The 14871-nt window shown below is 67.0% G+C and carries 11 protein-coding genes and 1 pseudogene; 9 read left to right on the top strand and 3 right to left on the bottom strand.

The window, feature by feature from the left end:
* Positions 1–139: 139 nt before the first annotated feature.
* Genes AB4Z16_RS10505 through AB4Z16_RS10495 form a run of 3 tightly spaced genes read right to left on the bottom strand, consistent with a single transcriptional unit; the run spans position 140 to position 5974 of the window.
* Positions 140–3661 carry an error-prone DNA polymerase gene (locus AB4Z16_RS10505; protein WP_441511290.1) on the bottom strand — a complete coding sequence of 1174 codons (3522 nt, stop codon included), beginning with the start codon at positions 3659–3661 and terminating at the stop codon, positions 140–142.
* Positions 3658–5202: a Y-family DNA polymerase gene (locus tag AB4Z16_RS10500; protein ID WP_441511289.1), complete on the bottom strand. Its 1545-nt coding sequence runs from the start codon at positions 5200–5202 to the stop codon at positions 3658–3660. The genes AB4Z16_RS10505 and AB4Z16_RS10500 overlap by 4 nt, the downstream gene beginning before the upstream one ends.
* Entirely contained in the window at positions 5108–5974 is an 867-nt protein-coding gene (locus AB4Z16_RS10495; protein ID WP_441511288.1) for an ImuA family protein, read from the bottom strand. The genes AB4Z16_RS10500 and AB4Z16_RS10495 overlap by 95 nt, the downstream gene beginning before the upstream one ends.
* 198 nt (positions 5975–6172) lie before the next feature.
* Between AB4Z16_RS10495 and AB4Z16_RS10490 the strand changes: the two genes are divergently transcribed.
* The 9 genes and pseudogenes from AB4Z16_RS10490 to AB4Z16_RS10450 all read left to right on the top strand — a co-directional run bounded on the left by AB4Z16_RS10490 (position 6173) and on the right by AB4Z16_RS10450 (position 14870).
* Entirely contained in the window at positions 6173–7618 is a 1446-nt protein-coding gene (locus AB4Z16_RS10490; protein ID WP_441511287.1) for a phospholipase D-like domain-containing protein, read from the top strand.
* A gap of 88 nt (positions 7619–7706) precedes the next feature.
* Positions 7707–8501 (top strand): annotated as a pseudogene (locus AB4Z16_RS10485) (endonuclease/exonuclease/phosphatase family protein); the annotation flags it as partial.
* Between the two features lie 358 nt (positions 8502–8859).
* The gene (locus AB4Z16_RS10480; RefSeq protein WP_441511286.1) at positions 8860–9408 is read left to right on the top strand and encodes a chromate transporter; all 549 of its coding nucleotides are present in this window, start codon (positions 8860–8862) and stop codon (positions 9406–9408) included.
* 7 nt (positions 9409–9415) lie between these two features.
* Positions 9416–9952, top strand: coding sequence for a chromate transporter (locus AB4Z16_RS10475; protein ID WP_441511285.1), 537 nt, complete (start codon positions 9416–9418; stop codon positions 9950–9952).
* 81 nt (positions 9953–10033) lie between these two features.
* On the top strand, positions 10034–10744 hold the full coding sequence (locus AB4Z16_RS10470; protein ID WP_441511284.1) for a GntR family transcriptional regulator: 711 nt from the start codon (positions 10034–10036) through the stop codon (positions 10742–10744).
* A 121-nt stretch (positions 10745–10865) separates the two neighbouring features.
* A complete protein-coding gene (locus AB4Z16_RS10465; RefSeq protein WP_441511283.1) occupies positions 10866–11828 on the top strand; it encodes a dihydrodipicolinate synthase family protein in 963 nt (320 codons plus the stop codon).
* A gap of 79 nt (positions 11829–11907) precedes the next feature.
* Positions 11908–12909, top strand: a complete 1002-nt coding sequence (locus AB4Z16_RS10460) for a 4-hydroxyproline epimerase (protein ID WP_441511282.1) — start codon at positions 11908–11910, stop codon at positions 12907–12909.
* 169 nt (positions 12910–13078) lie between these two features.
* Entirely contained in the window at positions 13079–13648 is a 570-nt protein-coding gene (locus tag AB4Z16_RS10455) for a TetR/AcrR family transcriptional regulator (RefSeq protein ID WP_441511281.1), read from the top strand.
* A gap of 40 nt (positions 13649–13688) precedes the next feature.
* The gene (locus tag AB4Z16_RS10450; protein WP_441511280.1) at positions 13689–14870 is read left to right on the top strand and encodes an efflux RND transporter periplasmic adaptor subunit; all 1182 of its coding nucleotides are present in this window, start codon (positions 13689–13691) and stop codon (positions 14868–14870) included.
* Position 14871: the final 1 nt, after the last annotated feature.

The raw sequence follows: 14871 nt of genomic DNA, 5'->3' as shown, positions 1-14871 counted from the left end.
AGCTCAATTCACATGCAGTAGCGGGTTTTTTCTTATTTCACTTTCAGAGGAGAAGATTGTTTTAACGAACGCAATACCTCCCCGAACGGGTACTACGACGACGATCCGAACGAGGCGAAACAAACGAATGCTCGTCCTCTCAATGGAAATCCCGCGATTTCGGCAGAATGCGCACATTTCGCGGATGGCGGTGGCGCGGCAGCGGCGGGTTCTTCAGCTCGTCGACGGGCATGGGAATCTCGGCACGATGCGTGTCCGACAGCGAGAGCAGATCGGCCGAGCGATCGATAATGCGCTGGGCCATGAGGTGGATCACCCCCTCGACGCTCTTCTGCACCCTGCCCTCGACCAGCATCAGCCGCGCGCCCATGACCTCGCGACGGAAACGCTCGAACAACCGCGCCCAGATCACGACATTGGCGATGCCGGTCTCGTCCTCCAGCGTGCCGAAGATGGCGTTGCCATTGCCCGGACGCTGGCGCACCAGCACGATTCCGGCCGTGCGGGCGAAGGCGGCGTCGGGCTTCGCGTTGGTCTCGGCGCAGCTCAGGATGCCCTCGCGGCGGAAGCGCGGGCGCAAAAGCTGCATCGGATGCCCCTTCAGCGAGAGCCGGACGGTCTGATAATCGGCGACGATGTGCTCGGCGAGCGGCATGACAGGCAGAGCCACCGTCGGCTCCTGCCCCAGCTCGCGCGCCTGCGCCGCCTGGAACAGCGGCAGAGCCGCGTCGTCCGGCAGGCGGCGCACGGCCCAGAGCGCCTCGCGCCGGTCCAGTCCGAGCGAGCGGAAGGCGTCGGCATCGGCGAGCAGGCGCATGGCGCGGGCAGGCAGAGCGGCCCGGCGCATGAGGTCCTCGACGTCGCGATAGGCGCCACCCGCTTCTCGTGCTTCCGCGATGGCTTTGCCCCAATCCTCCTTGAAGCCGTCGATCTGGCGGAAGCCGAGGCGCAGGGCGAAGGGGTGTTTCTCCTTCGGTTCGCCCGCCCCCTTTTGAGTGCAGGAACCGGGAGAACCCCTCACCCTGCCCTCTCCCTCCGGGAGAAGGTTCCCCGCGCTTTTTTCGGCGAGGTGGCCCGGATGAGAGCTATCGGCTCCGATTACCGATTGCCCATCGTCGGCTTCCTCCAGCCCGTTGTCCCAACAGCTGGAATTGACATCGACAGGATGCGGCTCGACGCCGCCGTTCTCCTGCGCCTCCCGGACGATCTGGGCCGGGGCGTAGAAGCCCATAGGCTGCGAGTTCAGCAACGCGCAGGCGAAAGCGGCCGGGTGATGCTTCTTCAGATAGGAGGAGATGTAGACCAGCTTGGCGAAGGAAGCTGCGTGGCTCTCCGGGAAGCCGTAGCTGCCGAAGCCCTTGATCTGCTCGAAGCAGCGCTGGGCGAAATCGCGCTCATAGCCGCGATCGACCATCCGTCCCACCATCAGATCTTCGTAATTGCCGATGGTGCCATCGTTGCGAAAAGTCGCCATCGCCTTGCGCAGGCCGTTGGCTTCGATGTCGGAGAATTTGGCGGCTACCATGGCGAGGCGCATCGCCTGCTCCTGGAAGAGCGGGACGCCTTCGGTCTTCTTGAGCACTTCGTAGAGCTCGTCCGGAGGACCATGCTCCGGTGCGGGCGAGGGATAGGTCACCTTCTCGATGCCCGCCCGCCGCTTCAGATAGGGATGGACCATGTCGCCCTGGATCGGGCCGGGCCGGACGATCGCGACCTGAATCACGAGATCGTAGAATTTTCGCGGCTTGAGGCGCGGCAGCATGTTCATCTGGGCGCGACTCTCGACTTGGAAGACGCCCAGCGACTTGCCTTCGCAGAGCATGTCATAGGTGCCTTCGTCGCCATCCGTGAAATCGGCGAGTTGATAGGGTTTTCCGTCGTGGCCTGCGATCAGCTCGAACGCTTTGCGGATGCAGGTCAGCATGCCCAAGGCCAGCACATCGACCTTCATCAGCTTGAGCTCGTCGATGTCGTCGCGGTCCCATTCGATGAAGGTGCGGTCCGCCATCGCAGCGTTGCCGATCGGCACGGTTTCGTCGAGGCGCCCGCGCGACAAGACGAAGCCGCCGACATGCTGCGAGAGATGGCGAGGAAAATGCAGTAGCCGCACCGCGAAGTCGACGGCGCGGCGGATCGTCGGATTCGTCGGATCGAGCCCGGCCTGACGAACACGGGCATCGCCGATCTCCGTGCCCCAGCTTCCCCATTGCGTGTCGGCAAGGCGGGCGGTGATGTCCTCTGTCAGCCCCAGCACCTTGCCGACTTCGCGGATGGCGCTGCGCGGCCGGTAATGGATCACGGTGGCGGCGATGCCGGCGCGGTGGCGGCCATAGAATTTATAGATCCACTGGATCACCTCCTCCCGCCGCTCATGCTCGAAATCGACGTCGATATCGGGCGGCTCCTTGCGCTCGGTCGAAATGAAGCGTTCGAACAGCACGTCGTTGTCGGCCGGATCGACCGCGGTGATGCCGAGCACGTAGCAGACGGCGGAATTGGCGGCCGAGCCGCGGCCCTGGCAGAGGATGCCTTTGCTCTCCGCGAATTCGACGATCTGGCGGATGGTCAGGAAATAGCGGGCGTATTCGAGCTTCCCGATCAGGTCGAGTTCCTTCGCCAGCAAGCCCTGAACCTTATCCGGAACGCCATCCGGATAGCGGATCAGGCAGCATCGGCGAACCAGTTCCACCAGCCAGTCCTGATCCTTCCACCCGGGCGGGATCGGCTCGTCGGGATACTCGTATTTCAGCTGGCCGAGATCGAACTCGACGCGGGAGAAGAGGGCTTGCGTCTCGGCGATGGCCTCGGGTGCGTCACGGAAGAGGCGGGCCATTTCCTGCGGCAGCTTGAGATGACGCTCGGCATTGAATTCGAGCAGGCGCCCGGCACGCTCGATGGTGACGCCCTCGCGGATGCAGCTGAGTACGTCCTGCAGATCACGCTGTTCGATGGAATCGTAAAGCGCGTCATTGGTCGCGATCAGCGGGGTGCGGGTCGCGGCGGCGATGGCCTTGAGACGCGCGAGGCGGCGGCGGTCGTCGCCGCGCCGGTGCATGCTGGCACCGAGCCAGACCGCGCCGGGTGCGGCATCGTCGAGCTGCGCGAGCAGTTCCGGCAGGCCGTCAAGGCGCTGCGCCGGCATCAGGATCAGCAGCAGGTCGCGGGCATCATTCAGGAGATCATCGATGACGAGGCGGCATTCTCCCTTCTTCACGCCTTCCTTGCGATTGCCATGGCTGAGCAGCCTGCAGAGGCGCCCCCAACCCTCGCGATTGGCCGGATAGACGACGATGTCGGGCGTGCCGTCGGCGAAGACGAGGCGGGTGCCGGTCGCGAGCTTGAAGCTCTCCGCCATCGCCTTCATCTGCTCGGGGGTGAAGGGCACCTCCGCGAAGGCCGGGTTCTCAATCCAGACATACTCGCCCGGGCAACCGCCCTCGCGCACCTTTTCCGGCGCCGGCAAGCCGTCCTCACGCAGATGCTTCAGCGCGGCCCAGGCACGCACGACGCCCGCCACCGTGTTGCGATCGGCGATGCCGATACCGGCATATCCAAGCAGCAGCGCCGTCAGCACCATATTCGGCCCCGGCGAGGCGCCGCGCAGGAAAGAAAAATTCGTTGCCGCAACGGGTTCGGCGAAGGGGCTCGCAATCTGATTCATGCGAAGAGCCCGTGCAGGAACCAGCGCGGCGGCGCGCTGTCGGCTTCGTAGAAGCCGGTGCGATAAAGCCAGAACCGCCGGCCCTGCGCATCCTCGACGCGGTAATAGTCGCGCATCGGCTCGTCGCTGCCGTCGCGCCACCATTCGGGGGCGATGCGCTCGGGACCTTCGGCGCGGGCGACGTCATGGGTGAGACGCCGCCAGCGGAAGCGGATCGGGGGGCCGTCCGGCACTTCCGCGATGGCCTCGACCGGCTGTGGCGGCTCGAAGAGCTGGAGCGGGCGGGCCGGCGGCTCCGCCGGCTCGGGTTCGGGCCAGGGCGCTTGCGACAGCGGCGCGGCGGCCGAGAGCGCTTTTGCCGCACGAACGGGATGGTGCGTGTCCTGCGCCGCGAAGCGCAGCACCCGGTCACGGCCGAAGCGGGTGACGAGCCGGTCGACGAGATCAGCCACGGCCTCCTCCTCGACGGCGCGGCCATCGAGGCTGTGTTGCGGCGTGTTCAGCGGTTCGCAGACCGGCACGGCGAGCTTGATCGCATCGAAGCCGAAACCGGGATCGAGCGGATCGGCCAGCGCCTCGATACGCTCGCGATAGAGCCGGAGCAGCGCCTTGGCATCGCGCGAGGGCCGGCCGGTCTCGATGGCGAGACGGCGGACAGCGCCGTCGCTGCGGAAGAAGGCGATCTCGAAGACGCGCCCGCCTTCGCCGCGCGCCTCCAGCACCCGCGCGGCTTCCCCGATCAGGCGGGTGACCTCGGCCTCGAGGCTCGCAGTATCGGCGAAGGGCTCGGCGAAATGGCGCTCGACCACGCAATCGGGCGGCGGACGCAGCGGCACGATGCGCCTATCCTCGTGGCCGAGGATGCGCCGGAGCTTCATCGCCAACCCCTCGCCGAAGCGGGCGGAGAGGGTTTCCGAGGGGCGCTCCGCGAGATCGGCCAGCCTCTTCAAGCCGGCGCGGGAGAGCGCGATCACGGTCTCCGCTTCGGCCTCCAGCGCCGCGACCGGCAGCGGTCGCAGCGCCGCTTCATCCTGCCCCGGCGGGATAATGCCTCCCCGTGCGAAGCGGGCGCAGGCGCGGGCGGCATCGGGCGTGCCGGCGATGGCGGCTTTCAGGCTCAAGCCCATCCGGTCCATCACCCGCCGCACAAGGCCGACCATCCCCTCCTCGCCACCGAAGAGATGGGCGCAGCCGGTGATGTCGAGCATGAGACCATGCGGCTCATCGAGCGCGGCCAGGGGCGTGAAGCGGTCGCAGAAGGCAGCGAGCGCTTCTAGAAACTGGCGGTCCGCCTGCGGCTCGGCCTCCAGCGCGACGAGATCGGGGATACGGGCGCGGGCATCAGCCAGCGTCAGGCCGCGGGCCAGACCGAGATCGAGAGCACGCCGGTCACAATCGACCAGGCGCAGCGCGTTGTGCTGCGTCTCGACCAGGACATACGGCTTCTCAGCCGGCGCGCCGAAGGCCGGAATCGCGCCCGTCCGCCGCAACCTGTCCGTCGCCAGGAAGGGGAACCAGAGGGCGAGATAGCGGCGCGGCATGGTCTGTCCGGGAAGCCAGTCTGTCGGATCGGTCGAAAAGGCTGCGTTCCGCGAAAGATCGTCGATCACGGTCCCACTCCACACGCCACTCACGTTCCGCCGCGCCGCCGCGCTGGCGCAGCAATCTCAAGGCGAAGGCCGGGGCACCCGGGGCATTGGCCTCCAGCGCCCGCGAGGCGAGCGTCCGGACCTGCCAGCGCGTGCGCGCCGCGCTCGGCGCCTCGGCCGCCGCCACCCGCAGCAGCAGAACCGGGACGCCCGAGCCTTCGGCCGCCAAGACGAGGCGGCGGCTCGCCGTCAGGTCGAAGGAGCGCGGCTCCCCCCAGGGCTCGATCAGCACGGCGCCGAGCGCCGGGCAGCGCGCCGCCTCGGCACCGGCCCGCAGCACGCTTTCGCCGTCGCGCGCCCGCACCAGCAGGAGGCGCGCCGGGTCGAGGCCGAGTTCGTTGAGCCCCGGCGCGTGCAGCCGGCCCGCCTCGGCATCGACGAAATCCTGCCGTGCCCAAAGGATCGGCCGTTCAGCAGCCTTTTCCTCCGCTGCCCCCGCCCTCAAAGCGAGTCCGAGCGCGAAGCCGGTCGCGGCGGCGAGATCGGCAATCTCGGCGGCGTAGACCTCGTGCAGTGCCGCCCGCGCGAGACCGCCATTCAGGGTCTCGTCCAGCGAAGCCACGCCCAGGCCGATCCGCGCCTGCGAAGCCGGCCCGGCGCGTAGGGCCCCTTCGGCAAGGCTGCGGCGCAGATCGGCCAAGGTCAAGGTAGTGGTTACGGGCATGGCAATAAGGTAACTGTTCTCTCTTTGTTCCTTTATAAGCCTCTCCCCGGCGGAAGGCGAGTCCGGTCTCGCCGCCCTCCCTCCCATCCCTGACGCGTGATGACAGCGAATGGGGCGCACCGTCTTCCTGGCGATCGGGACGCCCCCTCCAAACCGCCGCCATGGCGAACCGGCCGCCCACGCGCTAGCTTCACGGGCATGTGGGGGATTCTCCAAGCCTATTGGCCGCATATCCTTGCCGCCATCTCCATCGTGATGGCGGCCGTCGCAGGCGCGCATGCGGTGATGACGAAGGACGAAGTGCGCGCCGCCATCGGCTGGACCGGCGTCATCATCCTTTCGCCGATCGTCGGCCCCCTTCTCTATGCGATTGCGGGCGTGAACCGGATCCGACGCGCCACGATCCTGGCGCAACGGCCCGGCCATGGTCGACCCGGAACGCACTTCCACGCCAGCGACAAGGTGGTCGGGGCGCGGTTCGGGCAGCGCTTCGCGGCGCTCAAGACTTTGGGCGACCGCGTCGCCCGCCATCCTCTGACCACCGGCAACAGCATCGAAACCCTGCGAAGCGGCGACGAAGCCTACAGCGCCATGCTTGCCGCCATCGGGGCGGCCGAGCGCAGCGTCATCCTCGAGAGCTACATCTTCGACCGCGACCCTATCGGCCTGCGCATCGCCGATGCGCTGATCGCCGCGCATCGGCGCGGGATCGCGGTGCGCGTGCTGATCGATGCGGTCGGCGCCCGCTATTCGGTGCCAAGCATCGCCGGCCATCTGCGCGAGGGCGGCGTCGCGGTCGACGTGTTCAACGGCAACATCATCATGGGCCTCAGGCTGCCCTACGCCAATCTGCGGACGCACAGGAAGATCATCGTCGTCGACGGGACCGTCGCCTTCATGGGCGGCATGAACATCCGCCAGGGCTTCACCCGCGAGTTCGCAGGAGACGCCTATGCCCATGACACGCATTTCCGCCTGACCGGGCCCATCGTCGCCGATCTCTTCATGGTCGCGGCGGAGGACTGGCGCTTCGCCTCCGGCGAGGCGCTCGAAGGCCCGGCATGGGACATCACCTTGCCTGCCGCCAGCGAACTCGCCGCGCTCGTGCGGGCCGTTCCGTCCGGCCCCGACAGCTATCTGGAGACCAATCACAAGCTCTTGATGGGCGCACTTTCGGTCGCGCGGCGCTCCGTCAGGATCATGTCGCCCTATTTCCTGCCGGATCAGGAATTGATCAGCGCGCTCGTCACGGCGGCGCGGCGCGGCGTCGATATCGACATCATCGTCCCCTCCGTCAACAATCTGGTGCTGGTCGACAGGGCGATGACTGCGCAATTCGACCAGATTCTCAAGAATTACTGCCGAATCTGGCGCTCGACCGGCCCGTTCGACCATTCCAAGCTCTTCGTCGTCGATGGTTGCTGGGCCTATGTCGGCTCCTCGAACCTCGACCCCCGTTCGCTCAGGCTGAATTTCGAGATCGATATCGAAGTGCTCGACCATGATTTCGCCGGCGGAATTGCCGAGCGCGTCGAGGCCGTGATGGCGCAGGCGACACCTGTCACGCTTGCCGGCCTGCGCGCACGCCCTTATGTCTTGCGTCTGATGGACAGGTTGATCTGGCTCGGCTCTCCCTATCTTTGAGCCGAAACGGTCAACGCCCTGACGCGATGGATATGCAAAGCTTCGTCCTGTTCGATTCGAGCGGGCCAAAGCCTCAAACGGCAGAGCGATGCAGAAGAAGAGCCCGAGCCTGCGCGCCAGCATCATCGCCTCGCTCCGCCAGCGGAAGAACCGCGATGAAGCGCCCAGGCATGGGCCGGGCGAGCGGCCGGCAGGCACGCTCATCGCCTCCTACAACGTCCACAAATGCGTCGGCGTCGACGGTCGCTTCGATCCCGGCCGCATCGCGCAGGTGATCCGCGAGATCGCCCCCGACATCATCGCCCTGCAGGAGGCCGACAAGCGTTTCGGCGCCCGCCACGGCCTGCTCGACCTCGCGAGGCTGAAGGAGGAGACGGGCCTCATCCCGGTCCCCATCGAGAGCGCCAACGCCGCCGCCCATGGCTGGCACGGCAATGTCGTGCTGTTCAGGCAGGGGCTGGTGCGGGACGTCCATCAGGTCTCCCTGCCCGGGCTCGAACCACGCGGCGCGCTGGTCGTCGACCTCGATCTGGAGGGCGGCAGGGAGGTGCGCATCGTCGCCGCCCATCTCGGCCTGCTGCGCCGTTCGCGCTCGCAGCAGGCTCGCATGCTCCTCGACGTGATGAGGAACCGCGACGAGCGCCCCACGCTCCTGCTCGGGGACCTCAATGAATGGCGCCTCGGCGACCGTTCGTCGCTCAAGGAGCTCGGGCCCACTTTCGGCGCGCTGCCGATGCCCGTACCCAGCTTTCCCTCGGGCCTGCCGCTGCTCGCGCTCGACCGCATCATCGCCAACCGGCCGGAGATGCTGTCCGACGTCACGGTCCACGATACGCCGCTGGCGCGCATCGCCTCCGACCACCTGCCGATCAAGGCCATCCTCGGCCCGAGCAGCCCGAGCCTCGCGAGCCTCCCGCTGCCAGCTGTCGCGCTCGGGCCCGCGGCCAGCCCGGCTGCCGCGATCATCGGCTTTCGCAACGGCGCCGCGCCGACCGGGCCGGAGGGCACGGCTTTGCCGATCTCGGAGCTTCCGGACGGAAGCGAAGGCAGCAACCGGGCGCTCGTGCGCAAGGCGGGCGACCGGCTGAAGCGCGCGGTCAAGCGCACCCTGCGCCGGGCTTGACCTACCCTCTCCAAAGCTTTCCCGGCCCTGCGTCATGGCGCGCATGCGTCCCGACGCTGGCAACATCCGACAAATACTGCTTTCTGGCCCTCTCAGCAGCCAGATGGCCTGGAATCACATGCCGAACGCCTTGGCCGAGCGCCCGAGCGCGCTGCAACTCTTCCTGATCTTCGCGCGGATCGGGCTGACCAGCTTCGGCGGCGGCCTGAGCGGCTGGATGCTGCGGGAATTCGTGCAGCGGCGCCGGCTGATGAGCGAGGAGGATTTCCTCAACGGGCTCTCGATCGCGCAGGCGCTCCCCGGCGTCAACGTCACCAATATGGCGATCTGGATCGGCTACAAGCTCGGCGGCCGCAGCGGGGCGATCGCCTGCTGGCTCGGCATCGTGGTGCCGGCAGCGATCGTCATCGTGCTGATCGGCACGGTCTTCTCGTCGCTCGGCGGCTATGCCGTCACCCATGTGGCGCTCGGCGGCGCCGCCTCGGCCGCGATCGGCCTCTCGCTGGCGATGGGATTGACGGCGGCGCGGCGCGTACCGCGCCGGGTTTTTCCGCTCGCGATCATGGCCGCGACCTTCTTTGCCGTCGCCATCCTGAAATGGCCGCTGCTCTGGACCGTGCTCGCCGCCGGTTCGCTGAGTGTCGCCGTAACCTATTATCGGGGCTGAGCACCGGATGCCCAATCTGCCGCTCAGCATCCTCGTGGTCTTCCTGCCGCTCTCGCTGGTGACGATCGGCGGCGGCCAAAGCGCCATCGCCGACATGCACCGCCAGATCGTCGACGTGCATCACTGGTTGAGCGCCACGCAATTCGTCGATGCCTTCGCCATCGCGCGGCTGGCGCCGGGGCCCGGCTCGCTCCTGGCGACGCTGATCGGCTGGCAGATCGCCGGGTTCTGGGGCGCGCTGGCCGCGACCGTCGGCATCTTCGGCCCGACCGCCTTCCTCATCTACGGCGTGGCCCATATCTGGTCGCGCTATGAGGGCGCAAGGCTGCTGCGCGCACTCGAGAAGGGGCTGCGTCCCGTCGCGGCCGGGATGATCCTGGCCGCCAGCTATGTGCTGATCCAATCGCTCGACGGAGGCTGGCTCGCACGCGGCACCGCGCTCGTCTCGACAGCGCTGCTGATGCTGACGCCGGTCAATCCCCTGCTGCTGATCGCCGGCGGCGCCGGCTGCTTCGTCGGGCTGCATCTGCTGGCGCTGATCTGAAGAAATCGCGGGGTCAGGCGCGTGGTTCGTTGATCGGGTTCCGCTCCTTCACTATCCCTCTTGTCGACAAGAGGTGCGCGAATGAAACCGGCGAAGACGACCACAAACGCAGCGCCCGAGCGCAAACGCGGCTCCGGCGTGAAGCTGGTCTACGATCTGTTACGCGACGAGATTCTCGATCTGGTGCTGCCGCCGGGTAGCCCGATCGACGAAGTGCAGCTCGCCGAGCGGTTCGAGATGTCGCGCACCCCCATCCGCGAGGCTCTCGTGCGGCTCGCCGGCGAAGGGCTGATCGTCACCCTCCCCAATCGCTCGACGATGGTGTCGAACCTCGACTTCCTGAACCTGTCGCCCTTCTTCGACGCGCTGATGCTGATGTACCGGGTGACGACGCAGCTCGCGGCCCAGAACCATCGCCCGGAGGATCTGGACGCGATCCGGGTCCGGCAGGCGGAATTCGCCGGGGCGGTGAGAGCGCAGGACGCGCTCGCAATGATCGCAACGAACGCAGCCTTCCATGCGGCGATCGCCGAAGCCGGCCGCAACCCCTATTTCAACAGCCTCTTCAGCCGGCTTCTCGACGAAGGCCGTCGCTTCCTGCGACTCTACTACCAGTCCTATGACGACCGGCTTCCGCAGCAATTCGTCGACGAACATGAGGACATGATCGCCGCGATCGCCGCGCGGGACATCGTTGCGGCCGAGCGCCTCGGCCGCGCCCATGCCGAGCAGATCATCCAGCAGATCCAGAAGCTTACGGTGGGAGACAAACGGCTGGAGATGACCCTGTAGCGCTTGCTCTTCGTTATTGTCGACAAATAATATGCAACATGCGATAAAGATGCCGGAGAGAGGCCTGTCGCGGCGCGGCACAGCGCTCTCCCCCCAACCACAAAGCCAGCAGGAGAGCGCGATGAAGGCCAAGATTTTCTCGGGCGTGATCCCCGCCCTGATGACGCCTTGCAAGGCGGATCGGACGCCCGATTTCGATGCCTTGGTGCGCAAGGGCAAGGAACTGATCGCAGCCGGCATGTCGGCCGTGGTCTATTGCGGCTCGATGGGTGACTGGCCGCTGCTGACGGATGCGCAGCGCATGGAAGGTGTCGAGCGGCTGGTGAAGGCCGGCATCCCCGTGATCGTCGGCACCGGCGCAGTCAACACGGCCTCGGCCGTCTCGCTTGCGGCCCATGCTCAGAAGGTCGGCGCCCAGGGCTTGATGGTGATCCCGCGCGTGCTCTCACGCGGCACGGTCGTCCTCGCCCAGAAGGCGCATTTCAAGGCGATCCTTTCGGCCGCACCGGATCTGCCGGCGGTGATCTACAACAGCCCCTATTACGGCTTCGCCACCCGGGCCGACCTGTTCTTCGCCCTACGGGCAGAGCATCCGAACCTCGTCGGCTTCAAGGAGTTCGGCGGCCCGGCCGACATGCGCTATGCGGCCGAGAACATCACCAGCCGCGGCGACGACGTCTCGCTGATGATCGGCGTCGATACCGCGGTCTTCCACGGCTATGTGAACTGCGGCGCGACCGGCGCGATCACCGGCATCGGCAATGTCCTGCCGAAGGAGGTGCTGCATCTGTGCAGGCTGTCCGAGGCGGCAGCCCAGGGCGATGCCGAGGCGCGCCAGCGGGCGCTCGAGCTGGAGCAGGCGCTCGCCATCCTCTCCTCCTTCGACGAAGGCCCCGACCTCGTGCTCTATTTCAAGCATCTGATGGTGCTGAAGGGCGACAAGGAATACGCCCTGCACTTCAACGAAACGGATATGCTGACCGAGAGCCAGCGCGGCTACGCCGAAGCGCAGCTCAAGCTGTTCGACAGCTGGTTTGCCGCCTGGACGCAGCAGGCCGGCGCCGTGCAGAAATACGCGGCCTGACACGCGAGTACCAACCGAGCGCGCGGCGATGGGGCCAGCCTATCGCCGCGGGCCCAAGGCGCCTCCGGAGACCGGACCTATGGCCAGCTACACCTTCTCCTGCCTCGACGGCCACACCTGCGGCAATCCCGTCCGCCTAGTCTCGGGCGGCGGCCCCAGGCTTGAAGGTGCGAACATGCTGGAGAAGCGCGCGCATTTCCTGCGGGAGTTCGACTGGATCCGCACCGGGCTGATGTTCGAGCCGCGCGGCCACGACATGATGTCCGGCTCGATCCTCTACCCGCCGACCCGGCCCGATTGCGACGTCGCCGTGCTCTTCATCGAGACGTCGGGCTGCCTGCCAATGTGCGGACACGGCACCATCGGCACGATCACCATGGGCATCGAGAACGGGCTGATCACACCGCGCGAGCCCGGCCGGCTCGCAATCGATGCGCCTGCCGGCAAGGTCGATATCACCTATCGCCAGGAGGGCCGCTTCGTCGAAGAGGTGCGGCTGACCAATGTGCCGGGCTTCCTCTACGCCGAGGGGCTGACGGCGGAGGTCGAAGGCCTCGGCGAGATCGTGGTCGACGTCGCCTATGGCGGCAATTTCTATGCGATCGTCGAGCCGCAGAAGAACTTCCGGGACATGGCCGATCACACTGCCGGCGAACTCGTCGGCTGGTCGCCGAAGCTGCGCGCGGCGCTCAACGCGAAATACGAATTCGTCCATCCCGAGCATCCGGAGATTCGGGGCCTCTCCCATATCCAGTGGACCGGCCAGGCGACCAAGCCGGAAGCCCACGCCCGCAACGCGGTGTTCTATGGCGAGAAGGCGATCGACCGGTCGCCCTGCGGCACCGGCACCTCGGCGCGGATGGCCCAGCTCGCCGCCAAGGGCAAGCTCAAGGTCGGGGACGAATTCGTGCATGAGTCTATCATCGGCTCGCTGTTCAAGGGGCGTGTCGAGGCCGCGACGACCGTCGCCAACCGCGAGGCGATCATCCCCTCCATCGCCGGCTGGGCGCGGATGACGGGCATCAACACGATCTTCATCGACGATCGCGATCCCTTCGCCCACGGCTTCGTCGTGAAATGAGCGAATCCCGAGCGCTTTCCGCGACTTAAGCGCAAGCGCCCGCTCCTCTCGAAGTTACGCAATTCAACGCGGGCTGCCGGATGTCAGGCGCGCCCGCCCATCTGGCTCGCCTTGACTCTTCGCGCCCAAATAAATATCCAACCGGTTGGATATTTATGAAAGCCAGATCATGGGCAGGCACAGAACCATCGACCGAGAGGCGGTTCTCGACGCGGCGGAACGCGTCGTGATGCGGGCAGGAGCCGCGCATCTGACGCTGGATGCCGTGGCTGCAGAGGCCGGCATCAGCAAGGCCAGCGTCCTCTACGACTACAAGAGCAAGCGCGCGCTGATCGGCACACTCATCGAGCGCCGTGTCGGCAGCGAGGAAAAGCGGATCCAGTCTTTCATCGATGCCGAAATCGGCAAGCCGGATGCGGATATTCGCGGGCGACTGGCCGCCGCCTCGCGCTCGTCCTCGGAAGAGGACCGCGCGGTCGCCCTCAACCTCTGCGTCGCTCTGGCGCAGGATGCCGAGCTGCGCGGCCCCGTGCAGAAGTCTCTGCAGAACACGCTGTCCGCCATCGCCGCATCCTCGACACATCCGCGCGGCGCACTGCTCGCCTTCCTCGCGGTCGAGGGATTGACCCTGCTCGACTGGTTCGGGCTGCTCAGCTTCCCGGAGCCTGAGCGCGACAGGTTGATCGCCGAGATCGGGTGGTTGATCGGGCAGTCGCCGAGCGCGATTCCCCAGACCTGACACGCAAACACTGAACTCATCGAGCGCCGAGCCCGAACCCATGTCTTTCTCGACTTCGACCCTTTCCCGCATCCTCGTCATCGCCCTGCCGCTGTTCGCGGCCGCATGCAGCGAGCAGAAGCAGCCTGCCAAATCGGCCTCCCAGATGCCGCCGGTGACGGTCGGCATCGTCACCGTCGAGCCACAGAACCTGCCGGTGACCAACAACCTGCCGGGGCGCATCGCGCCGACCCGCATCGCCGAGGTGCGCCCACGCGTCACGGGCATCGTCGTCGAGCGCGTGTTCCAGCAGGGCAGCCTCGTCAAGCAAGGCGACGTCCTCTATCGGATCGACCCCGCTCCGTTCCGGGTGCGCGTCGAGAGCGCCGAGGCGACCCTGAAGCGCGCCGAGGCGACGCAGTTGCAGGCCCGCCAGCAATCCGACCGCATCGTCGAGCTGCGCGAGCGCAACGTCGCCAGTGCGCAGCAGCAGGAAAGCGCGGTCGCCGCGCTCGCCCAGGCCGACGCCGATGTCGCGGCAGCGCGAGCGGGTCTCGCAGCGGCGCAGCTCGACCTGCAATATTCGGAGGTCCGCGCCCCGATCAGCGGCCGGATTGGCCGCGCACTGATCACCGAAGGCGCGCTCGTCGGCACCGGCGCCGCCGATATTCTGGCGACGATCCAGCAGCTCGACCCGGTCTACGCAGACTTCACCCAGTCCGCCGGCGAATTGCTGGCGCTGCGCCGCGCTCTCAAGCTTGGTGCGCTGACGAGTTCGAACCCCGGCGCGGCCAATGTCCAGCTGCTGTTCGACAATGGCGAGCGCTATCGCCATTCGGGCAAGCTGCTGTTCTCGGAAGCGACCGTCGATGCGACCACCGGGCAGGTGACGCTGCGCGGTGAGTTCCCTAACCCGGAGGGCGACCTCCTGCCCGGCATGTATGTCCGCGTCGAGATCGAGCAGGGCGTGCAGAGCAACGCCATCGCCGTGCCGCAGCAGGCGATCCAGCGCGACGGCCGCGGGCAGGCGCAGCTCTACATCCTCAAGCAGGACGGCACGCTGGAGCTGCGGTCGGTCCGTGCCGGCCGGACGCTGGAGAACCGGCAGGTGATCGATGACGGGCTCAAGCCCGGCGAGCAGGTCGTCGTCGAGGGTTTCCAGAAGATCCGCCCGGGCGCGACGTTTACCGGTGCGCCCTGGCAGGCGGCCGCCCCGGCCAAGGCCGCCGGCAAGCAGAGCTGAT

It is taken from the genome of Allobosea sp. TAF32 (assembly GCF_052113585.1).
Taxonomy (GTDB): domain Bacteria; phylum Pseudomonadota; class Alphaproteobacteria; order Rhizobiales; family Beijerinckiaceae; genus Allobosea.
The sequence above is the reverse complement of the archived record's forward strand: the minus strand, read 5'-3'. Positions and strand labels throughout refer to the sequence as shown.